Annotated in this window: 19 protein-coding genes; 9 read left to right on the top strand and 10 right to left on the bottom strand. The window is 41.2% G+C overall.

Annotated elements, in window-relative coordinates; all coding sequences use genetic code 11:
- Positions 1 to 31: 31 nt before the first annotated feature.
- Positions 32 to 772, bottom strand: coding sequence for an arginine ABC transporter ATP-binding protein ArtP (gene artP, locus A923_RS0116615; protein WP_026006295.1), 741 nt, complete (start codon positions 770 to 772; stop codon positions 32 to 34).
- Between the two features lie 322 nt (positions 773 to 1,094).
- Between artP and argR the strand changes: the two genes are divergently transcribed.
- The gene (gene argR / locus A923_RS0116610) at positions 1,095 to 1,556 is read left to right on the top strand and encodes a transcriptional regulator ArgR (RefSeq protein WP_017222816.1); all 462 of its coding nucleotides are present in this window, start codon (positions 1,095 to 1,097) and stop codon (positions 1,554 to 1,556) included.
- A 179-nt stretch (positions 1,557 to 1,735) separates the two neighbouring features.
- On the opposite strand, the gene A923_RS0116605 is transcribed toward argR, so the two are convergent.
- The 7 genes from A923_RS0116605 to nudF form a co-directional block, all read right to left on the bottom strand.
- Complete coding sequence (locus A923_RS0116605) at positions 1,736 to 2,806, bottom strand: ABC transporter ATP-binding protein (protein WP_017222815.1); 1,071 nt, start codon at positions 2,804 to 2,806, stop codon at positions 1,736 to 1,738.
- Positions 2,806 to 4,437, bottom strand: a complete 1,632-nt coding sequence (locus A923_RS0116600) for an ABC transporter permease (RefSeq protein WP_017222814.1) — start codon at positions 4,435 to 4,437, stop codon at positions 2,806 to 2,808. The genes A923_RS0116605 and A923_RS0116600 overlap by 1 nt, the downstream gene beginning before the upstream one ends.
- A gap of 146 nt (positions 4,438 to 4,583) precedes the next feature.
- Complete coding sequence (locus A923_RS0116595) at positions 4,584 to 5,603, bottom strand: Fe(3+) ABC transporter substrate-binding protein (protein ID WP_017222813.1); 1,020 nt, start codon at positions 5,601 to 5,603, stop codon at positions 4,584 to 4,586.
- Positions 5,604 to 5,842: 239 nt separating this feature from the next.
- Positions 5,843 to 7,726 carry a DNA topoisomerase IV subunit B gene (gene parE, locus A923_RS0116590; RefSeq protein WP_017222812.1) on the bottom strand — a complete coding sequence of 628 codons (1,884 nt, stop codon included), beginning with the start codon at positions 7,724 to 7,726 and terminating at the stop codon, positions 5,843 to 5,845.
- A gap of 27 nt (positions 7,727 to 7,753) precedes the next feature.
- The gene (yqiA, locus tag A923_RS0116585; protein ID WP_017222811.1) at positions 7,754 to 8,335 is read right to left on the bottom strand and encodes an esterase YqiA; all 582 of its coding nucleotides are present in this window, start codon (positions 8,333 to 8,335) and stop codon (positions 7,754 to 7,756) included.
- A 141-nt stretch (positions 8,336 to 8,476) separates the two neighbouring features.
- A complete protein-coding gene (cpdA, locus tag A923_RS0116580; RefSeq protein WP_017222810.1) occupies positions 8,477 to 9,301 on the bottom strand; it encodes a 3',5'-cyclic-AMP phosphodiesterase in 825 nt (274 codons plus the stop codon).
- Between the two features lie 226 nt (positions 9,302 to 9,527).
- The gene (gene nudF / locus A923_RS0116575; protein ID WP_017222809.1) at positions 9,528 to 10,163 is read right to left on the bottom strand and encodes an ADP-ribose diphosphatase; all 636 of its coding nucleotides are present in this window, start codon (positions 10,161 to 10,163) and stop codon (positions 9,528 to 9,530) included.
- 274 nt (positions 10,164 to 10,437) lie between these two features.
- Here nudF and A923_RS0116570 point away from each other — a divergent pair, with 274 nt between their 5' ends.
- Together A923_RS0116570 and lpxL are read left to right on the top strand one after the other, a co-directional pair.
- A complete protein-coding gene (locus A923_RS0116570; RefSeq protein ID WP_017222808.1) occupies positions 10,438 to 11,778 on the top strand; it encodes a TolC family outer membrane protein in 1,341 nt (446 codons plus the stop codon).
- Positions 11,779 to 11,934: 156 nt separating this feature from the next.
- A complete protein-coding gene (gene lpxL / locus A923_RS0116565; RefSeq protein ID WP_017222807.1) occupies positions 11,935 to 12,891 on the top strand; it encodes an LpxL/LpxP family Kdo(2)-lipid IV(A) lauroyl/palmitoleoyl acyltransferase in 957 nt (318 codons plus the stop codon).
- A 126-nt stretch (positions 12,892 to 13,017) separates the two neighbouring features.
- Here the strand turns inward: lpxL and glnE are convergent, their stop codons facing one another.
- The gene (glnE, locus tag A923_RS0116560) at positions 13,018 to 15,885 is read right to left on the bottom strand and encodes a bifunctional [glutamate--ammonia ligase]-adenylyl-L-tyrosine phosphorylase/[glutamate--ammonia-ligase] adenylyltransferase (protein WP_017222806.1); all 2,868 of its coding nucleotides are present in this window, start codon (positions 15,883 to 15,885) and stop codon (positions 13,018 to 13,020) included.
- A 191-nt stretch (positions 15,886 to 16,076) separates the two neighbouring features.
- On the opposite strand from glnE, the gene A923_RS0116555 reads away from it, so the two are divergent.
- The 5 genes from A923_RS0116555 (at position 16,077) to A923_RS0116535 (ending at position 19,432) form a co-directional block, all read left to right on the top strand.
- Positions 16,077 to 16,973, top strand: coding sequence for a DUF350 domain-containing protein (locus A923_RS0116555; RefSeq protein ID WP_017222805.1), 897 nt, complete (start codon positions 16,077 to 16,079; stop codon positions 16,971 to 16,973).
- A gap of 213 nt (positions 16,974 to 17,186) precedes the next feature.
- Positions 17,187 to 17,600, top strand: a complete 414-nt coding sequence (locus A923_RS0116550; protein WP_017222804.1) for a YjfI family protein — start codon at positions 17,187 to 17,189, stop codon at positions 17,598 to 17,600.
- Between the two features lie 23 nt (positions 17,601 to 17,623).
- Positions 17,624 to 18,316, top strand: a complete 693-nt coding sequence (locus A923_RS0116545; protein WP_017222803.1) for a PspA/IM30 family protein — start codon at positions 17,624 to 17,626, stop codon at positions 18,314 to 18,316.
- Between the two features lie 130 nt (positions 18,317 to 18,446).
- Entirely contained in the window at positions 18,447 to 19,088 is a 642-nt protein-coding gene (locus tag A923_RS0116540) for a hypothetical protein (protein WP_017222802.1), read from the top strand.
- 23 nt (positions 19,089 to 19,111) lie between these two features.
- Complete coding sequence (locus tag A923_RS0116535) at positions 19,112 to 19,432, top strand: hypothetical protein (RefSeq protein WP_017222801.1); 321 nt, start codon at positions 19,112 to 19,114, stop codon at positions 19,430 to 19,432.
- 202 nt (positions 19,433 to 19,634) lie between these two features.
- Here A923_RS0116535 and A923_RS0116530 read toward each other — a convergent pair whose 3' ends face one another.
- Positions 19,635 to 21,128, bottom strand: a complete 1,494-nt coding sequence (locus tag A923_RS0116530) for a CYTH domain-containing protein (RefSeq protein WP_017222800.1) — start codon at positions 21,126 to 21,128, stop codon at positions 19,635 to 19,637.
- A 274-nt stretch (positions 21,129 to 21,402) separates the two neighbouring features.
- Between A923_RS0116530 and A923_RS0116525 the strand changes: the two genes are divergently transcribed.
- Complete coding sequence (locus A923_RS0116525) at positions 21,403 to 22,083, top strand: TIGR00153 family protein (RefSeq protein ID WP_017222799.1); 681 nt, start codon at positions 21,403 to 21,405, stop codon at positions 22,081 to 22,083.
- Positions 22,084 to 22,103 lie beyond the last annotated feature (20 nt).

The raw sequence follows: 22,103 nt of genomic DNA, 5'->3' as shown, positions 1-22,103 counted from the left end.
GGGTCGTCCTATTCCTAATATTTTAAATAATCTAATGTTTTAAATAATTTGTAAATTGCGGCGTTTGAGGATTTTGAAAGTGCTCAGCACCACCAAATTCAACAATCTCACCGCTTTCAAGATAACAAACCTGACTAGCTACTTTACGCGCGAAGTCCACTTCGTGCGTTACAACAACCTGAGTAATACCGGTAATAGCCAGTGATTTAATGATTTCAGCTACTTGATTGGTGACCTCTGGATCTAACGCCGCAGTAGGTTCATCAAATAACAGTACTTCTGGTTTCATCATTAATGCACGTGCAATCGCTACACGTTGTTGTTGTCCACCAGATAAAGCTAATGGAAATACATCGGCTTTATCGGTTAATTGTAATTGCTCAAGGATCTTCATGGCCTCTTCACGAGCATGTTGTTTTGTTTGCTTTAAAATCTTAACAGGTGCTTCAATTAAGTTATCCATCACTGACATATGTGGCCATAGGTTGTATTGTTGAAATACCATGCCTACTTTCTGTCTTAACATCTGACTACGCTTGATTAATTTTTTATCACTCAGCTTGGTAGAGAAATCAAATGTTTCACCGGCAATACTGATTGAACCATTATCTGGCGTATCCAATAAATTAAGTACACGTAACAGCGAGCTTTTACCTGCGCCACTTGGACCAAGCAGTACTAAGGTCTCGCCTTTGGCACATTTAAGGTCGATGTTTTGTAACACATCAAGTTGACCCCAAGATTTACAGATGTTTTTTAGTTCGATGCTCATAATGGTAACTGAATATAATTGCACTAGATGCGAGTATAATAACCGAATAAACTTCAAAATCAACATATGTATTCACTTTAATCCGGTTTTTATGCAAAAATACCGAATTAGCCAAATAAGCTAGATAAAATATACCCTGCTGGTATCATATGCATAATTATTCAGTTCATCGCGACTCAAGTTAATTTACTATTCACATGAATGATTTAGTCACTGACTTTATAATCAGTTATAAAGTTAACTGCACTGTCATTATAAAATCACATTGAATTGCGTATTAGCTGCTTGAATTATAGATGAATCAACTGACATGGTAAAAAATATGAGTGAAAAACAAGATCAGTTAGTAAAAGCATTTAAAGGATTATTGAAAGAAGAACACCTTGGATCACAAAGCGAGATTGTAGATGCGCTTAAAGATCAAGGCTTTGATAGCGTCAATCAATCAAAAGTATCACGGATGCTGAGTAAATTTGGTGCTGTACGCACTCGCAATGCTAAAGATGAAATGGTGTACTGCCTACCTGCAGAGTTAGGTGTACCGACCATTAGCAGCCAATTAAAAAACTTAGTATTAGATATTACCCATAATGAATGCCTGATTGTAATCCAAACAAGCCCTGGTTCGGCGCAATTAATTGCACGTTTATTAGATTCATTAGGCCGTACAGAAGGTATTTTGGGCACGATTGCGGGCGATGATACTATTTTCATTACCCCAACCAGTACCACCATTATTGCTGAAGTCGATAACGCCGTAAAAGAGTTGTTCGAATATATCTAACAGTACGCACAAACCACTGCAAAGCTGAATAACATGTTTGGCGCTGATATTTATCACGCCAAACATGTCTCTTTATAAGTCCTTAACTATTAAGAGTCATTAACTATTAAGAGTCCTTAACTATTCTCTTAAGAGCCCTTAACAACTAAGCGCCCTTCGTCATTAATAGTCTTTAACCGTTAGTCCCGATCAAACAACACCAAATCATGTTCTGCGACTGTCACATTGACCATATCGCCAATCTGCATAGGTTGCTGCATCGATACCGATAATTCCAAACAACCCTCCCCTAGCGTTTTATCTACTAAACAGATCGTACAGTGCGTCGTCATGCCTAAAAATTGTTGTCGGCTGATAGTAGCGATACCCTGCTCCACTACTTGTAACTGTAATTGCTGTGGACGTATTGCTAACAGTTTTTGTTCACCAACTGCGGCCGTTAGTGCTTTTTTACTGCTGATCACACCTAATACTGTTTGCACACGGTAGTCATCTAATACCGTTGCGTCTAAATAATTCACTTTACCTAAAAAGTCAGCAACAAAACGTGTAGCAGGCTGATTATATAACTCGCTTGGCGTACCTAATTGCTCAATTTTACCTTGATGGAAAACCGCTAAACGGTCGGCAAAAGCAAACGCTTCTTCTTTACTGTGGGTCACAAAGATCGCGCTCATGTTATGCGACTTAAGCAAACCACGCATTTCTTCAATCAAGTGATGACGTACTTGGCTATCGATATTAGAAAAAGGTTCATCCAATAATAACAACTCTGGAGAACTGGCTAACGCACGGGCAATCGCCACACGCTGCTGTTGACCACCCGATAACTGATGTGGATAGCGATCAGCGAATTCACTCAAGTTAACTAATTTAAGCACATAATCCAGCGTCTCTTTTTGCTTCGCCTTGGTTTGTTTATATTGGCTAAACAACACATTATCAGTCACGGTCAAATGCGGAAATAACGCATAATCCTGAAATATCATGCCAACGTTGCGTTTTTCAGGCGCCAGATTAAGTTCTGAATTATCAACTACCTGACCATTAATCTCGATACTGCCTTGCGTCGGTGGTAATAACCCAGCAATCAATTTCAATGTCGTGGTTTTACCACAGCCGCTTGGCCCTAATAAACACAAGATTTCATTTTTGCCTAAATCTAGATCCAGCCCTGTTAAAATATCAACGCCAGCATAACTACAATGTAGATCTGAAATACGTAAAGCAAGTGAAGAAGATGTAGTCATCAGTGCTGTTGCTCCAAAGAACGGTTTAAGAAAATAAGCGGAATGAGTCCAACTAATACAATCACAATTGCCGCTAACGCCGCCTGCTCTAACATTTCATCAGACGCAAACTGGAAGACGTAAGTAGCCAATGTTTCATAGTTAAATGGACGTAGTAGTAAGGCCGTTGGCAGTTCTTTCATTGATTCAATGAACACCAGCAGAAAACCAGCCAGTATGCCTTTACGGATCAGGGGAATATGCACTTTACGGATCATGCTATGCGGACTATGCCCCAATGTGCGCGTCACCATATCCAACGACGGTGATATCTTATCAATACTGCTTTCTATCGAGCCCACGGCAATAGCCGAAAAGCGAATAAGGTACGCAAAAATAAGCGCAAAGGTCGTACCGGTAAAGACTAAACCAGGGGTCCAGTCCCATAATAGCTCAGTGATATCATTGAGTAAAAAGTCAGCTGAGGTTAACGGAATAATAATACCAATAGCCAATACCGTACCAGGTAATGCATAACCCATGGTACTAATACGCGCTGGAATAGCGGCGTATTTAGTGCCCACTAGACGGCGATATAAGCCCAGTAATACCGCACAAAAAACCGCTAAGCTGGCAACAATAAGCGCCAGAATTAAACTGTTGGCACTGTATTGGAAAAACTCTGCAGTCCACGATTCAGCAAAATAGTGCCATGCATAATTAACTAACACCGCAAACGGCAATAAGAAACCAGCAAATACCAGTAACCAACACCACGTCATCGCTAATACTTTCGCACCGCCCGTTAACTGATAACGCACTTCTTGTTCATGTAACATGCTTTTTTGAAAGACTTGCTGTTTACGACGCGCGAAACGCTCTAAACCGACAAATAATAAGATCACCGATAATGTCATCACCGATAGTTGTGCGGCGGCCGTCAAACTGCCGTAACCAATCCAAGTATCATAAACAGCGGTGGTTAAGGTATTCACTGCAAAATAATTCACCGTGGCAAAATCAGCCACCGTTTCCATCGCCACTAACGATAAACCCACTGCAATTGCTGGGCGTGCCAACGGCAGTGATACCCGTAAACAACTCGATAAGGGTGAACTACCCAACACACGACTGGCTTGAATAAGACTGGTTGATTGTTCGAGAAATGAGGTACGGGCTAGTAAGTACAGGTAAGGGTATAACACCAAGGCTAAAACAGTGGCTGCGCCGGGAATAGTACGGATGTCAAAAAACCAATAATCACTGGCATTTTCCCAACCAAATACACCGCGTAAGGCAATTTGTACTGGCCCAGCATAATCAAACATATCAGTATAAATATAAGCAACGATGTACGCAGGCATGGCCATCGGTAACATCAGCGCCCACTGTAAACTTTTACGCCCTGGGAAATCACACATGGCAATAAGCCAAGCGGCAGGCAAGGCAATAATACAGCTAATCAAGCAAACTAGAAAAACAAGAATAAGGGTATTTTGTACGTAATCGAGGAGTACGGTATCAATAAGATGTTGAAAAACATCTGCACTGGGGCCTATAGCTTGATAAAACAAAGCTGCAATAGGTAGCGCTAACATGATCGCAATAAACCAACTACTAGAATGCCAAGAAATGGCTAACTTATGATTCATGGACGGAAAAATAACTCCTGTTTAGATACGCGAAAAGGTTGGCGAGTTACAAAGTAACTTTACCAACCTTTAAATCAGTCTATTAACAACGTATTAAGCTGCAACATTAACTGTTAACCCCTAACAAATTTAGGGGTTTATGTATTCTACAAGTCGAACTTAACTTCATCAAGTAGTCTTAGTGCAGCTTTACGATGTTTTGCAATTTCTGCGACTGGCATATAGTCCGCATTGAATTCGCCCCAAGATGAAACTAACTCAGATGCTTCAATGCCTGCTTTAACAGGATATTCCATGTTAACGTCAGCATACATATGTTGTGCTTTCGCGCCTGATAGGTATTCCATTAGTTTAACGGCATTACCTTTGTTCGGTGCGTATTTCGCTAATACCATACCAGAAACATTCACGTGTGCGCCGTGGTTTTCTTGGTTAGGGAAGTTAATGTTAACCGCTTCAGCCCAAGCTACTTGCTTTGGATCGCTGAGCATTTTACCTAAGTAGTAGCTGTTACCAAGGGCAACGCTACAAACGCCTTCTTTAATTGCTTTAACTTGCGCACGATCGTTACCTTGTGGTTTACGTGCTAAGTTAGCTTTAAGCCCTTCTAACCATACTTTCGCTTCTGCTTCACCGTGATGCGAAATCATTGATGAAATAAGTGCTACATTGTATGGGTGTTTACCTGAACGTGTACAGATTTGGCCTTTATATTTAGGGTCTGCAAGTTCTTCATAAGTGATGTTAGCAACGTCGCCATACACTTCACGTGATGTGTAAATATTACGAACACGTGTCGTTAGTGCAAACCATTCGCCATCAGGGTCACGATATTGCGCTGGGATGTTATCTTCTAATACATCGCTTGATACCGGTTGAGTAACACCGAAATCAACAGCTTCAACTAAGCGGCTAATATCCGTTGTTAGTAATAGATCGGCTTTTGATAAGCGACCTTCACGTTTCATTCTATCTGCAAGTCCTTTCTTAGCAAATACAATGTTGACCTTAACACCAGTATCTTTAGTGTATTGTTCAAGGATCGGATTAAGCAAATTCGCTTGGCGATTTGAATAAATATTAACTTCTTCACTAGCAAAAGCAGTAGCGCTCATCAGTGACGTTGTTAATGCCAAAGCAGATAAACCAAATATTCCCTTTTTCATCCTTACCTCTAAATACGAATAGTTTACATTATGGAATGGAGTTTATAAGAATCACCCAATGAGTACAAGTGTAAATGATAATAATTATCAAAAAGATTAACATAGATCAAAATAGCGAAGTCAATTTGCGCAATAGACAAAAATGGGGATAAAAAAATGGCTACAATCAATGTAGCCATTCTCTAAGGTTAAGAGTTAAGGTAGAGAGTTAAGGTAGAGAGTCTGTGTGACCAATTACGTTATCTAGGCATATCGCCTTTGTCTTCTAACCAAGTACGACGGTCTGCAGAACGTTTTTTTGCTAACAGCATATCCATCATCGCAAATGTTTCCTCGGCGTTATCGACAGTCAATCGCACGAGACGGCGAGTATTCGGATCCATCGTTGTTTCACGCAATTGCAGCGGGTTCATTTCACCCAATCCTTTAAAGCGTTGTACGTTAACTTTACCGCGTTTTTTCTCAGCTTCAATGCGATCAAGAATACCGTTTTTCTCGGATTCATCTAAGGCATAAAACACTTCTTTACCGATATCAATTCGGTATAACGGCGGCATAGCAACAAATGCATGTCCCGCATCAACCATTGCTCTAAAATGCTTATAAAATAAAGCACACAGCAAAGTCGCAATATGCAGACCATCAGAATCGGCATCCGCTAAGATACAGATCTTGCCATAACGTAATCCCGAAATATCATCCGAGTCAGGGTCAATACCCAGCGCCACAGAAATATCATGTACCTCTTGTGATGCCAATACTTGCGAAGAGTCCACTTCCCAGGTATTTAAGATCTTACCACGCAGTGGCATTACCGCTTGAAATTCACGATCACGGGCTTGCTTGGCCGAACCACCAGCAGAGTCACCTTCCACTAAAAATAGTTCTGAACGCATCGGATCTTGACCAGAACAATCGGTCAATTTACCCGGTAGGGCTGGACCACTAGTGATACGTTTACGCGCTACTTTTTTACTGGCTTTTAAACGTTTCTGGGCGTTGTTAATACACAAATCAGCCAACAGTTCTGCCAGATCTGTGTGTGAGTTTAACCATAATGAAAACGAATCTTTAACCACACCAGACACAAACGCCGCACACTGACGTGATGACAAACGTTCTTTAGTTTGTCCTGCAAATTGCGGGTCTTGCATTTTAACTGACAAGATATAAGAACAACGATCCCAAATGTCATCCGGGGTTAACTTCACGCCACGGGGTAATAAATTACGGAATTCACAAAACTCACGCATGGCATCCAGCAAACCTTGGCGTAAACCATTCACATGGGTACCGCCAAGCGCCGTTGGGATCAAGTTAACATAACTTTCTGTTACTGATTCGCCACCCTCAGGTAACCAAATCACCGCCCAATCAGCGGCTTCATTGTTAGCTGAGAAACTACCGACAAATGGCGCTTCAGGTAATGTAGGCCACTTATCTAGTGACTCCATTAAATAGTCTTCAAGGCCTTTTTCAAAGCACCAAACATGTTTTTCTTTATTAACTTTGTCGTCAAACTTAATGTTTAAACCAGGGCAAAGCACAGCTTTAGCACGTAAATTATGCATCAAACGTTTAGACGAGAAATTGCCCGAGTCAAAATAGCTCGCATCCGGCCAGAAATGTACCTTCGTACCCGTAGTACGAATACCTATGGTGCCTATCACTTCTAACTCTGACACTTTGTCACCGTGTTCAAAAGCGATTTGATAGATTTGACCACCACGTCGAATGGTAATTTCAACGCGTTTAGATAAGGCATTCACCACCGAAATACCAACACCGTGGAGGCCACCAGAGAATTGATAACTATCGTTCGAGAATTTACCACCCGCATGTAACTTAGATAAAATCAGCTCAACACCACTCACACCTTCCACAGGGTGAATATCGACAGGCATACCACGACCATCATCGCTCACTTCTAACGATTGGTCAGCATGCAAGGTAACCGAAATATTCTGTGCATGACCAGCTAACGCTTCATCAACACTGTTATCGATAACTTCTTGGCCAAGGTGGTTAGGGCGTACTGTATCGGTATACATACCGGGTCTGCGGCGTACTGGTTCGAGACCATTTAGGACTTCAATCGAGCCCGCGTTATATTCTTGAGTCATGAGTTTCTTTTATGCTGTTCGTTACATCTACTTGAATGCAAGAAAGGTTAAAATATCGCTAAGATAACGTTCAAATCCGATAAAGGCATGATCACCGCCCTGCTCTATCGTTAATTTTGCCGCATTATATTTTGCTGTTGCTTGTCTGTAGTCTAACACTTCATCATCGGTCTGTAATAGTGCCCAGATCGTTTCAGGCTGAACTAATGCTGGGCAATCCAGTGCGCGCAGTTCATCAATGTGCTCTTCGCCAAGGATAAATGTGTTTTGAGTATACGGATTTGTGTTTTCACCTAAAAAATCCACCAGCAACTCATACGGCTTAACCGCGGGGTTAATGATGACCGCTGGACAGTTGAATGCTTGATTCACTTTTGTGGCGTAATAACCACCGAGTGAGCTGCCAACGACCCCAAGTTGATGCTCAGGGTAACGCGCCACAATCGCCGCGATCTGTAACCATGCTTGCTGTGGATATGGCGATATATTCGGGATTTCGATAGTTATTTCAGGATAATGACATGCCAGATAGTCAGCCATTTGTTGTGCTTTAACTGATTTTGGCGAACTATTAAAACCGTGTAAATAGAGCAGTAGCATAGGAGCCATTTATTTACCTCTAATATAATAGATAAGCGCTTAATAAATATGGGGGTGGTGGTGATGCCGATAACATCGATAAATCAGGACAAGTTAGCCCTGAATATCAGTCATTTTTAGACTCGAGGTCAGCAACCTTTAAACTCGAATTTAATAGCCTTTAGAATCGAGATCAGGATTAAAATCATTGTTCGACAAACGCCAAACCTGACTGTTAACCGAACCATCACTGTGTAATTGTAAATAACGCCAGCCCGGTGCGCGGGAGTCTAGCGTGAATTCATCACTGTGTGGTTTAAATTGAAAACAAGTCGATGGTGATGCCATAAAGCGAATACCATTGTAGGTTTTATCAACTTCTTGATGGACGTGTCCAAATAACACATGCTTGGCTTGCGGATGTTTGGCTAATACAGCTAAGAATGCATCCGCATTACGCAGCAGATGTTGATCTAACCATTTACACCCGACAGCATAGACATTGTGATGTAATACGACTAATGCGTGTTTGTCTGGGTATGCACCAAGTTGTTCATCAAGTAAGGCAAGTTGTTCTGGCGCGAGGTAACCGGCTGGAGAACCTGTTAACTGTGAATCGAGTAAAATAATCTGCCAATCACCAACGACTTTATATTTATCCGCCAATACGCCTTCTGCTTTTAAAGCATCAGCCATCAGTGGAATATTGTCGTGATTACCCGGTAACCAATAACACGGTTTATTCAGGCGTTTAATATGTTGAGCAAAGTATTGATAAGAACCGGGAGTATTGTCTTGAGAAATGTCGCCCGTCGCAAGCACAGCATCAAACGGTTGTTGATTCTGGAGAATAGCATCGATGACATGGCGATAACTTGATTGTGTTTTCACCCCGAGCAGATCTTTCTCAGCCGTGGCAAACAAGTGAGTATCTGTCACTTGCAATAAATTAATCACATTATGCTTTACAGTTAGCTTAGAAATGTCCGCACCCACAATAATCTTTAACCCTTATCCTTATATGTTGTCTAGAAATGACGAATAATAAATAGTTTACACTCACTATAACTGTCAATCGACACACTGATTACAAGATTACTTCGCTATTATTATACGCTAATAAAGGCTCATAAATCTGTTGACCAGCACACATTTCCACAAATCTAATCATCATAGATTCAAATGACTTAGCCTTGGAAACAGTCGTTTGACCATTGTAGCGCTACAGCCAAGACTTTTGCAATGTTTGAAAATTCAATTGTAACCACTGGATACCAATAATAGTCGATGCGTTATTTATTCGCCCAGTTTGCACCATATTATAAGCAGTTTCGCGACTCACCACATGCACGCGAATATCTTCACCTTCACTTTCTAAGCCGTGAACACCGTGCGCAGTACTACTATCAACTTCGCCCACATATAAATCAAGCGCTTCACTGGTGCCGCCAGGACTCGCAAAAAATCGCATAATAAAATCACAGCGACCAATCGTCACGCCCGCTTCCTCTTGCGCTTCTCGCTTTACGACTTCGGCAGAATCTTCACCTTGTTTATCGATCATGCCGGCCACTAATTCCAGTAGCCAAGGTTGTGAACTGGATTCTATTGTTGGAATACGGATCTGTTCAATCAATACCACCTCATCGCGGCTGGCATCATAAGGAATGACGGCTGCAGCATTACCACGTTCAAATACTTCGCGGGTTATTTCACCACTCCAACCACCAGAAAATAACCTATGTTTAAAGGTATACGTGTTCATTTTAAAGAAGCCATTAAAAACCTGTTGTTTGTTAATGATCTCAATATCAGCAATATCATACTCCGATTGTATTTCTAACTTTCTACTTTTCATTTACATCTCCTCAAATATACTGATAATAAAGGGTTAGGGTGAATACTATGTTGGCTGCTAAGGTTTAAGTACAATGCCTAGTAAATATACCAATAATTTCATAGCAGCATTAGTTCAGCGTTTAAAACTCGAGCTTTGAGATAACACCTAGTATAAAATGAACATCAATGCTAACTATCCCTTTTGGATAATTATAAATTTGACTAAGCAGTTATCATTACTTATTGTTATGCGAATTCATAACGGCAACTATTTACACTTAAGGTAACCACCAATGAAGTTTAATAAAATTCTTCTAGCCTGCGGTCTGGCATTTTTTGCACACTCAGCAAGTGCTGATAATTTACAGCAAATATTTCAACAAGCTTTGACCAAAGATCCTCTTTACTTAGAAGCACAAGCAAATCGTGATGCAGCACTAGAGAAAATTACTGAACAAGAAGCAGCTAACTTACCACAAATTGGCCTAAGTGCTGATTTGGGTTACGGTATTACGAGTGATTACTCTACTGCAAATACAACGTCTAACGGTAATGCGCTAAAGGGTAACGTTGGTATTGCTCTAACCCAATCATTATATGAAGAAAGTAATTTCATTAATGTTAGCCAAGCAGCGAAACAAGCAGAGCAAAGTGAACTTGCCGTTCAAGCTGAGCTACAAGGGCTGATTTTACGTGTATCAAATGCCTACTTCAGCGTATTAAGCGCTAACGATACCTTAGAATTCTCTAACCGTAATAAAGATGCGGTAGAGCGTCAACTAGAACAAACTACGCAGCGTTATAATGTTGGTTTAACCGATAAAACTGACGTATTAGAAGCACAATCAACGTTTGATTTATCGGTAGCAGAAGTAATTAATGCTGAAAATACCCTGGCGAACAGCTATGAGTCATTAACTGAAATTACCGGTTTAACCCATACTGACATTGCACCACTTAACACTGACCGCTTTAGCCCTACAGCGCCAAATGGTATACGTGATAACTGGTTAGATACAGCCAACAACCAAAATTTATCAATTCAGATCCAACGTATCGCTAAGCAAATTGCTGAAGGCAATGTTGAGTTAGCAGGCTCTGCAGATAACATGGCATTAAACCTAGTGGCAAGTGCTGGCACAGCATACACAGATTATGGCGATGATAATCAAAGTGGCGCAGGTTTAGAAAGCACGGTGTCTTCAGGTAATGTTGGTATCGAATTTAGCATGCCGCTTTACACTGGTGGTGCTGTAACCTCGACAGAGAAACAAGCTGCTTACCAAGTAACAGCAAGCCAAGAGCAATTAACCAAAGCCAGCCGCGAAGTACAAACGCAAATTCGTACTTTTTACAACAACGTAACCGCTGGATTAAGTTCGATTAAAGCTTATGAGCAAACAGTTAAATCATCTGAAAGCGCGTTAGAAGCAACAGAAGCTGGTTTTGGTGTTGGTACGCGTACAATCATTGACGTATTGAACGCAACGAAGAGCTTATATCAATCGAAGCAATCATTATCAGCATCACGTTATAACTACATCCTTAGTATGTTACAGTTAAAACAAGCCGCTGGTACGTTGAACGCTGAAGATATTAATTTAGTGAATGCTGGATTAAAAGACAACATCTAAGCACAACGTAATACAGAATAATAAGGCGACCGCGTGTCGCCTTTTTTATAACTGTCATTTTTATAATGGTAGCAACCCAGCATAACCCATTGAATATATAGATATTAGATGCTTACTAATATCTATCGTATTAATTCGCGAGAATGAGATTTTTTCATGACAGACAAAAGTAAAACGAACAATCCCATCGTCACCAAAGAAAACACTAAATTTCAAGGGCGATTCCTACATCCTAAACACTGGCCATTGCTATTTGCGGCCACTTTTTTATGGTTTATATCTTTGTTACCTAACAAAGTACAAAATGTACTAGGCCGTGGGTTAGGCCGGTTAGTCATGAAGATTATTCCTAAACGGCTGAAAACCGCGCAACAGAATCTGGCGTTGAGTTTTCCTGATAAATCAGCTGCCGAAATAACTGCGTTAGCAAAAGAAAATTTTGAATATACTGGTTTAGCCGTGATTGATACTGCCAATGCCTGGTTCTGGCCAGATTGGCGTATTAAACAGAATATGGTTATCGAAGGCCAAGAGCATATCGACCAAGCCAAAGCGGATGGTAACGGCATGCTGATCTTGGGCTCGCATTTTTTATCACTGGAAATATCGGCGCGTATCTTTGGTTTATTACGACCAGCTTATGCTATCTATCGCCCGAACAAAAATCCGTTGATGGAATATTTACAATGCCGTGGCCGAACCCTGTCAAATAAAGGTTTGTTTGACCGTCGTGATATCAAAGGCATGTTACATATTCTCGATGCAGGTGAACCATTATGGTACGCACCAGACCATGATTATGGCCCTCGCCGTAGCGTATTTGTACCATTTTTCGCCGTTGAAAAAGCCTGTACGATCACCGCGACCACACTATTTTCCTCGGGTAATAACACCAAGACTTATCCAGTCTCTTCTTGTCGTTTACCTGATGGTCGTTACCAAGTAAAAGTACGTGCGCCATTAGAGAATTTCCCTACCGGTGACGAAGTGGAAGATGCCAAGCGCTGTAATAAAGAATGTGAGCAGTCTATTTTAGAGCAAGTACCACAATACATGTGGTTACATCGCCGTTTTAAAACTCGCCCTAAAGGTGAAGCAAGCTTGTATAAATAGGCTAATATAGCTGAATAAACAGTTAAAATAATAACTAAATGATAGTGAAGCAGCAAAACCAAAAAAGCGATTGATAAAGGGAGCATAATCCCCTAAATCAATCGCTTTTTTTGGTTATCACCTACGCTAGTCAACAACAAACAGCTGCTGCCAACAGTCAGTCACGACTTTACGTTGGCAGGTAAACTCAGTATCTGCGACGATACCTTTTTGACCGAGTAAATTACGGCGATGGATTTCATCGCGCATTTGACAATAGCTCATGGTTAAACGCGTGCCGAATTCTTCGCTCATTAACCCTTCCGATACACAACGACTAATAATACGAACATTATCCGGCCACAGCAGAAGTTTGGGTATCTGCGCGGCATGATTTAACACCATATACTGCATCATGAATTCAATATCAGTAATACCACCAATCGACTGCTTTATATCAAATTGGTCGGCCTTGGCTTTAAGTAAATGGTTACGCATTTTCACGCGCATTTCCACCACTTGTTTTTGCAATTCAGCGGTATCACGCGGTTTGGCAATAATGCTGCGTTTAACGTCGCTGAAACGGCGTTGGATCAATTTGTCGCCGTAGACAATACGCGTACGCACTAACGACTGATGCTCCCACGTCCACGCTTCTTTGCATTGATAATCCAAGAATCGTGATACCGGACAAGCCAATACACCAGACTCACCTGACGGGCGTAAGCGCATATCTACTTCATATAAAATACCGGTACTGGTTCGGGTACTAAACATATGAATAATGCGTTGCGCTAGGCGTAGATAAAACTGACGACTATCAATTACTTTTTCGCCGTTAGTCATCCCCGAAGTTTCACAATTGTGAATGAAGACCAAATCTAAGTCTGAGCCATAACCCAATTCGATACCACCAAGCTTACCGTAAGCAACCACCGCAAACCCTTTTTCACCGGTTTCGACGACATTATGTGGTACACCGTGTTTCTCTTCTAATTGCTGCCACGCTAGATTAACCACATTATCAATCACCGCTTCCGCCAACCAAGTCAGATGATCGCTCACTTTCATTAACGCCAGTTCACCAGCTATATCTGCCGCCGCAATACGCAATAATTGGGTTTGCTTAAATTGACGTAATGCTTCTAACTGCTGCTCGTGATCTTCTTCTGGAATGCGTAACATAAACTGACGCAATTCACTGCGATACTGATGCAAGGGTGTTGGGTGGTATAAATGTGACGGTACTAACAACTCATCGAGTAAAATAGGATGACTAGCCAACTGCTTCGCCACCATCGGACTCGCCCCACACAAACGTAATAATTGCGTTAATGCCAAGTCATTCTCAGCTAACAATTCTAAATAAGCGGTACGATTTAAAATCTTTAATAGCAGCGCAATAATACGCGGCAATAAAGCCGCAGGGTCCTCAGATTTAAGAATTGAAAACAGTAATTTAGGTAATAATTTTTCGATCGTTTGGCGACCACGAGGACCGACTGTTTTTCGGTCATAATCAATTTTGAAATGCGTTAAGTCGCGGGCGAAATTTTGCGCATCTTGCTGTGTTAATCCATATTCTGCCAGCAAGGTGACAGCTTCCTCCGTTGACAGTTCTAAATGCCATAAGTCTAACGCCGGTTGTGATTCGTCATTGTCGTCGTCATCACCGCCAATCACTTGGCTAAACTCGCCATTAATATCCGCCATCACTTGATTAACATACTTATAAAAGCTATCCCAATCAGCGTAACCTAATACGCTAACTAAACGACTGCGATCCAATGCTGATTGCGGTAATGTCTGAGTCTGGCAATCATTAATTTGCTGGAGAATATTTTCCACTTTGCGTAAATAACAGTAACTCTCAGTAAGCACGTTATAACTTTCAGCTGAGATCTCACCCAGTGATTGCAATACGTTCAGGGTCGATAATAACGACTTAATTTGTAATACCGGTTCACGACCACCACGAATAAGCTGGAAGGTTTGCGCAATAAATTCAACTTCACGGATCCCGCCACTGCCTAACTTAATATTATCTTTCAGTCCTTTGCGGCGAACTTCCGCTTTGATCATGGCTTTCATATTACGCAGCGCATCAATGGCACTAAAATCGACGTAGCGACGATAAATAAAGGGTCGTAACATCTGTTCTAATTCAACGCGGGTTTGTGCATTACCACCCAACGCACGCGCTTTCACCATGGCATAACGTTCCCAATCACGGCCTTGGTTCTGGTAATACTCTTCAAATGCATTAAAACTCATCACCAACGGACCAGAATCACCAAACGGACGTAAACGCATATCAACCCGATAAGCAAAACCATCTGCGGTAACTTGGTGTAACGCCGCGATTAATCGTTGTCCTAGACGTTGGAAAAATTTTTGATTGGCGACGCTACGGCTTGCACCGACTGTCTCGCCCGTTTCAGGATAAGTAAAGATAAGATCAATATCGGATGAGAAATTAAGTTCACCACCGCCGAGCTTACCCATCGCCAGAATAACCAGTTGTTGCTTCACGCCCTCGGGATTAACGGGTGTGCCCTGCTCTTGGCATTGTAATTGATATAACCAGTCCAACGCCCCAGCGATTAAACTGTCGGCAAGGTGAGAGGTGTGTGCCAAACTTTCCGTTAAGGTCGCGTCTTGCAATAACTCACGCCAAGCAATAATACACATATGGAATCGGCGAAATTGTCGCACAGTACGTAATAATGTTGGCTCAGAATCACAGGCCGTTAACTGTTCACTTAAATGTAACTCAACCTGCGCGATACGAGATGCTTGCGAGAGCAAACCAGACTGCCAAATATCGGTCAGTAAACCGGGATTGTTAATACAGCTTTCAGCGATAAAATCACTGAATGAAAACACCCGCTGAGTCTGGGTAATTTGCGCAGCAGATAATAATGCTAAATCAGCGCTATTACGCTCGCACCAACGTTGCCAATACATACTTCCTGTATCCGCTAACACATCGACAATTTGACATTCTGTACTCATAAACGACATCCATATAATTAAGGCTTGAGATCCAATTAATTCAACAATTTATATCTACTGTTTATATCACGATTGCACATATAGACACGCCATGCCTTACATGCTATTAATTAGCGATATTAATTAATTTAGTAAACTTATCATTAGTAAGCGATTATGGCAGCTAAAATCGTAAAAGAAGGTAACCTTTAATGTCAGTGTTTGAAACTATTCTATCGTCGGACCTACTGCTATTTTTAGCTGTCGACCTCATCATTGCTTTAGCATTTTTATCCGCCATGCGGTTTTTCACTGGTGCAGTTGACAACATAGATACAATTGATGAATTGGCCACTCGCGACAATTTTGCCTTTGGTATCAGTTTGGCGGGGGCTATTTTTGGCTTAGGCATAGTGCTTTCTGGGGCTATTTCGGGTGAAAAAGCCACCACACTGCCCCTCGAGATATTAGGCATGAGCCTGTATGGTCTCGCCGGATTGGTGCTGATCAAATTAGGCCGTTGGTTCCATGATCGTGTATCACTTAATAGACTCGATAAAAATGCCGAAATTGCCGAGCGTAATGTAGCTGTCGCCATTGTTGATGCTTGCGCCTCAATTGCCACGGCTATTATTATTCGCTCGACACTCGTTTGGGCTGAAGGCTTAGAGTTAATTACCTTTATTGCTATTTTTAGCGGTTTTATCGTTTCCCAAACCATCATGCTGCTAATGACACGTTACCGTGAACACCGTTATTCTCGTGGTAACCTCGGCACCACCATGCAGCAAGCGTTTAAAGATAATAATATTGCCACGGCACTGCGCCACGGCGGTTACCTTATTGGGGTCGCGATCTCGGTAACGATAGCCAGCAACTATATCTATTATGATACTGCCAATCTGATGACCACATTAGGGTCGTGGATGCTGTTTAGTTTTGTCATGCTGATGACTTTTACTATTCTTGCCATTATCGCCAAAAAAATAATTCTCAACGGTGTGAATATTAACAAAGAAGTCGATTTACAGAATAATGTCGGCATTGCGGCTATGGATATGGCGATCAATTTATCAATTGCCTTTATCCTGATGGCATTATTAATTTAATATCTAAATGCGCTGGTGAGTGAAAACACAGTGATAATTTATTGATGACAATGAACTTTCATGCCAATTACCAGACCAAATAAAGTAATCGAGATAGCGATAAAGATTGTAAATGCTATAAAACATTATAAATTATAAGCAAGCCACTTGACATATTATGTCCTGGGGCTTAAAGTTAACTTACTTAGACATAATATGTCAAAAAGGAACGAGATGAACATACATAAAATTGCAAATTATCTTAATGATCTTGGCGACAAGTCTGACACTGGTTACAAATTTGACTGTACCCTCATATCTGGCGATGTTGATGTACTGCGTGTTGACGTTGAAGGTCGTGAAGAAATTCCAATTTTTGTTTCCGTCACTGATGAGCAAATTCTTTGTATTGCTTATTTATGGGGCGAAAACGAAGTTAAAACAGAAAAACGTGTCGAGATGTTAGAAGCGATGTTAGAGCTTAACATCCCAATGCCATTGTCATCATTCGCAAAAATTGGTGATATGTATGTGGTATACGGCGCATTATCAGTGCAATCAACCATTGCCGATGTAGAACATGAATTAGTTGTATTAAGTGATAACAGCCTTGAAGTTATTACTGAATTATCAGATTATTTAGTTTAATCCCTACTTCTTAGGAGAAGTTTATGAGCATTTTTAAAAAAATTATGACTGCCATCCGCGGTGGCGCCCGTGAAGTAGGTGAAGGTATTGTTGATGCAAATTCAATGCGTATCTTTGAACAAGAAATTCGCGACGCCGAAGTTCATTTGACTAACGCTAAACGTAATTTAACTGACGTAATGGCCAAGCAAATGCAATCAAACCGTGAACTTGAGCGCGTTAAAGCGAACTTAACCGAACACGAAGGTTATGCAGTACAAGCATTGAATGCGGGTAACGAAGCATTAGCATTAGAAGTGGCTGAAAAAATCGCCCAACTCGAGCAAGAAGTTATCGAACAACAACAAAACCTAGATAGCTTCAGCAGCAGTGCAACAAAACTAAAAGATTTAGTGAAGAAAAGTGAGCGTCAATTAGCAGAGCATCAACGTCAATTAACCATGGTTAAGACAACGGACAGCGTGCAAAAAGCAACATCAGCGATCACTGACAATTTTAGTGCCAGCAACTCAAAACTGCTTAGCGCAAAAGATTCATTAGAACGTATTAAGCAAAAACAGCAAGATTTTGATGATCGTATGGTTGCCGCGGATGAATTACATGCCGAAGGCAGTGACCAATCATTAAAAGCTAAATTAGCAGAAGCAGGTATAGGCCAGCAGCAAAGCAACGCGAATTCAGTATTAGAGCGTTTAAAAGCCAAGCAAAATAGCTAAGTTTAACGACTAATCGCTTTATAAATTAGTTAGTCAGTTAATCCCCAATAGGAGCAGTCACCGTGGCAACACGTGCTGTTCCTATTTGTCATTTTGCTATACCTTAATCTTACTCGTTTTAGGAGCCATGATGAGTTTCTTCAAAAATCTATTTAAAAAATCAGCCCCCGCTACCCCAACCCGCGATCTCAACCATGTCAGTAAATTAATTATCGGTGATATCATCGAACTAAGTGACAGTTTCACCCTACCAAGTGAAATTCGCCGCCAAAAATTTGAAGTGATTGCGATAGAAACACTGGAGTTTGAACACCAACATTATCCACGCTTTAAACTACAAGGCGAGCAACAAACCTATGTTTGGTTAACATTGCCAGGGCATGACCAGAACAACTTCCAGCTCAGTCTTGAACTAACCCGTGAAGAAGTCTCACAATTGTTCGATTTAGCCTTGTTCGGTGACGTATTTGAAGAAGGCTTTACTGAATTACCTAGCCAACTGCCGGTGACACTAGGCGATTGGCATGCAGCGCGTTACTACCAACAAGACATCGCCACTGTCGGTTATCACCACAGAACTGATTTTAGAACGTCTGCGCCATCGCAGTATACCGAGGACAACCCAGGTCGTCAGTTTGACTTCTACCATTTGCATGATGCTAAAGAAAACAAACTGATCGATATTATGGTTTATAATACCGGCGATACAGATGTGTACTTGACCGTACAACTTGGTAATGACAGTATTACAGGATACTGGCCAATAGCATAAACACAGTACAAGGCAGATTGAAGATGGTTAAATCACGTGAATTACCGGAAAAATGGCAGTCATCCCAGAAAGCGATGAAAGCGGTTCAAGTCGCCTTTGATATGGATGAAAAGATCCAATATAAAATCCGCAAAGCGGCATTAGATCATAACTTAAGCCCGTCAGAACAGATCCGGGACATTCTCGGTTTAACCGTTAATAAACGTCCGAAAAGACCACGTCTTACCGTGTCGTTAAACAACCAAGATTACATTGAATTGGCTGAAAAGTATGGCTTACAACCAGCGCAACAGTTGGAAATTAAAAGGTTAGTTATTGAAGATTTAGTCAAATTTTCAGAGTAACACCCGTTATATACCCAAGACACTTGAGGGTGCATGTAGGCGGCAAGCGAACGAAGCCCCTGAGCATAGATCTACTATGTGATTGGGCTGAGAGAATGCTGCCAACACCCATGCAGTTTCAAAGGCGATGGGTATAAGCAGGTGTGACAGCAATCAGTGACAACCTTGGCCACTGATTGCTGTTTTTCATTTCATGATATTATTATTCTTCAGTCCAGTATGGACGCATCGTTAACGCTTGCAAACGCGTTTGTTCCAACGCATCTAATAATGATCCTTGCTTACGCATTAAGACTTTCTTAATCTGTGTCGCTATCGCTTCTGGTTGCTGCTGCGCCACGCCCATCAGTATCTGTAATACCGCAAGATCATCAACTCCCTGTAAAATATCCTGCCAAGGTAAACGAAATTTATCACGACGCTCCGCTGCATAATAGTGACTAAAACAATGGCCGATTAATAAGTTTTGTTTTAATTTTTCTTGCACAGCTAAATAGTCATCTGCATTAAGTACAGGGGCCGACAATAAAGAATCGAGCACGCTCTGCCAACTTTTTTGTAAATGGGTATTGGCGAACGCTAATACTTTGGCCGTATCGAGCTTAACACTACTCAAACCTTGGCTCAGTAACTGACTAATTGACAGCATAAGGCTGGCGTATCTTGCGCTATTAAACAGGTTTTCAATGTCGGTAAAATCAATATACCGCGTTTGTAAGGCCTGCAACTCTTTGCTAATACGCTTATGCTCTGGAAATTTACGAATAAGTTGACTGTTATTAACCATCACCTGATGCAGTTGAGACGCACTGTTTACCGCAGAGAGTTGCTCCACTAACCACACTAACTCAGTTTGTTTTAAACCAATGTCAGGTAAAATGTCAGCATAACTTTGTAATGTTTGTTGGATCAACGCCACCGCCGCATCCACTTCAACTAGCGCAGTAATATCCTGCGTTTCTAAATACTGTTGTTCGTGATGTTGCCAATGCGCGTAGCTTTGCGTCAATGTCGCCAGAAATATATCAGCCAAGCTTGCTGTTGCTATTGTTGGCATCTGTAATGTTAGCGGTTTAATTTTCGGCGTATATAATCCCGCGAGTTGGTAACCGCGTTTTGCTTTGCTGACATTACCCAGACGCACATTATTCAGTTGACTGATTTGCTGCGCTAACGTGAATAGATCTGCAATATCACCACGCACGAGTTCCAACTCAATTTCGCAAATAGGATAACTGTGTTCACCACTGCGGGCCATGCCTTGATCAAATACCACTTCAATCTCGGCGCTGTTTGGCAACTGTATATGCCACATAGTGCGTTCAAAATCGGTGGTAAACAAATCGACTAAGTCGGCTTGCAATTGTGCTATATCGGCACCTTCAGGCCAGATCTCAGCGGGGAATGCAGCCAATGTCGGCATATCACCCGATAAGGCTAAATTATATTCAGGGCGCTGATGCAAACCGCCACGGACAATACCCGCCGTTTTAATGGTTTGCTCGGCAAAATTTAAACTTTTACGCGTGCGTAAACCAAAATCAAATTGACGAAATTGCGACGTTGTCGTATCAAAATAAGTATTAGATAAAGGCTTAACAGCCTGTTCAATAATCACATAATCAGCTAATAACACTTCTAATTGTGATTTAACCTGTGGTTTAACCACAAACTTTATTTCAACTTCCGTACTCATCCGGCCTCGCTAGACTCACCAAAAATAAACCATGCGTCGATAAACCAAACTATCTCGCACTTTAAGATACAAAATTTACCAATAATTTTAAAATCTGTCTAAGGTTAAATCTTTAATTCACGAATAAGATCCGCTATAAAACAAAAAAATATTGATTTTGGTCTAATTCAATCACTAATAAGGTAAATTTTATATTGCAAACTCCTGAGAGTTGTTTAACATTCGCGGCATCTTTAAAAGTGTCATCTTATTGTCACATACATGGATTATGGCTATGCCAGTAAATACTATTTTAGGACTTTTTGCTAAGTCGCCGATTACCCCTTTACAAGAACACATCACGAAAGTGCATGAGACTTGTGAATTGTTAGTGCCATTCTTTGCTGCAACAGCAGAACAAGACTGGGATAAAGCGGAAACACTCCGTCAGCAGATATCTCAATGTGAGAGAGATGCAGACGTATTAAAGCGTGAAATTCGCCTTAAGCTACCACGCGGTATCTTTATGCCTGTTGATCGTACCGACCTGCTAGACCTACTTACTCAGCAAGATAAAATCGCCAATCGCGCGAAAGATATTGCCGGTCGTATGATTGGTCGTAAACTGCAACTGCCAATTGAAATTGCAGATGACTTCACTATTTATCTAAAACGTTGCATTGACGCAACGGCACTGGCTAAAAAAGCCATTAATGAATTAGATGAGCTAATTGAAACCGGCTTTAAAGGTCGCGAAGTCGATCTTGTTGAAAATATGATCAATGAACTTGATTGTATCGAAGATGATACCGATGCAATGCAGATCGTATTACGTCAAAAATTACTTTCAATTGAAAATAACTACAATCCAATTGATGTTATGTTCCTTTACAAAATCTTAGAGTGGGTTGGCGGACTAGCTGACCAAGCTGAAACTGTTGGCGCCCGTCTCGAACTAATGCTCGCGCGTAATTAAGATCACTACAGGTATATAAA

This window comes from Moritella dasanensis ArB 0140, from assembly GCF_000276805.1.
Lineage (GTDB): Bacteria > Pseudomonadota > Gammaproteobacteria > Enterobacterales > Moritellaceae > Moritella > Moritella dasanensis.
Note: the sequence above shows the minus strand (reverse complement) of the source record. Positions and strands in the feature narration are given on the sequence as shown.

What these genes read in the sequence shown, in the direction of transcription:
- glnE (WP_017222806.1), bottom strand. Translation starts at nt 15,885, where the DNA reads ATGAGTACAGAATGTCAAATTGTCGATGTGTTAGCGGATACAGGAAGT.
- nudF (WP_017222809.1), bottom strand. Translation starts at nt 10,163, where the DNA reads ATGAAAAGTAGAAAGTTAGAAATACAATCGGAGTATGATATTGCTGAT.
- A923_RS0116570 (WP_017222808.1), top strand. Translation starts at nt 10,438, where the DNA reads ATGAAGTTTAATAAAATTCTTCTAGCCTGCGGTCTGGCATTTTTTGCA.
- A923_RS0116555 (WP_017222805.1), top strand. Translation starts at nt 16,077, where the DNA reads ATGTCAGTGTTTGAAACTATTCTATCGTCGGACCTACTGCTATTTTTA.
- lpxL (WP_017222807.1), top strand. Translation starts at nt 11,935, where the DNA reads ATGACAGACAAAAGTAAAACGAACAATCCCATCGTCACCAAAGAAAAC.
- artP (WP_026006295.1), bottom strand. Translation starts at nt 772, where the DNA reads ATGAGCATCGAACTAAAAAACATCTGTAAATCTTGGGGTCAACTTGAT.
- A923_RS0116530 (WP_017222800.1), bottom strand. Translation starts at nt 21,128, where the DNA reads ATGAGTACGGAAGTTGAAATAAAGTTTGTGGTTAAACCACAGGTTAAA.
- A923_RS0116600 (WP_017222814.1), bottom strand. Translation starts at nt 4,437, where the DNA reads ATGAATCATAAGTTAGCCATTTCTTGGCATTCTAGTAGTTGGTTTATT.
- A923_RS0116535 (WP_017222801.1), top strand. Translation starts at nt 19,112, where the DNA reads ATGGTTAAATCACGTGAATTACCGGAAAAATGGCAGTCATCCCAGAAA.
- A923_RS0116545 (WP_017222803.1), top strand. Translation starts at nt 17,624, where the DNA reads ATGAGCATTTTTAAAAAAATTATGACTGCCATCCGCGGTGGCGCCCGT.
- A923_RS0116525 (WP_017222799.1), top strand. Translation starts at nt 21,403, where the DNA reads ATGCCAGTAAATACTATTTTAGGACTTTTTGCTAAGTCGCCGATTACC.
- parE (WP_017222812.1), bottom strand. Translation starts at nt 7,726, where the DNA reads ATGACTCAAGAATATAACGCGGGCTCGATTGAAGTCCTAAATGGTCTC.
- yqiA (WP_017222811.1), bottom strand. Translation starts at nt 8,335, where the DNA reads ATGGCTCCTATGCTACTGCTCTATTTACACGGTTTTAATAGTTCGCCA.
- A923_RS0116550 (WP_017222804.1), top strand. Translation starts at nt 17,187, where the DNA reads ATGAACATACATAAAATTGCAAATTATCTTAATGATCTTGGCGACAAG.
- A923_RS0116540 (WP_017222802.1), top strand. Translation starts at nt 18,447, where the DNA reads ATGAGTTTCTTCAAAAATCTATTTAAAAAATCAGCCCCCGCTACCCCA.
- A923_RS0116605 (WP_017222815.1), bottom strand. Translation starts at nt 2,806, where the DNA reads ATGACTACATCTTCTTCACTTGCTTTACGTATTTCAGATCTACATTGT.
- A923_RS0116595 (WP_017222813.1), bottom strand. Translation starts at nt 5,603, where the DNA reads ATGAAAAAGGGAATATTTGGTTTATCTGCTTTGGCATTAACAACGTCA.
- argR (WP_017222816.1), top strand. Translation starts at nt 1,095, where the DNA reads ATGAGTGAAAAACAAGATCAGTTAGTAAAAGCATTTAAAGGATTATTG.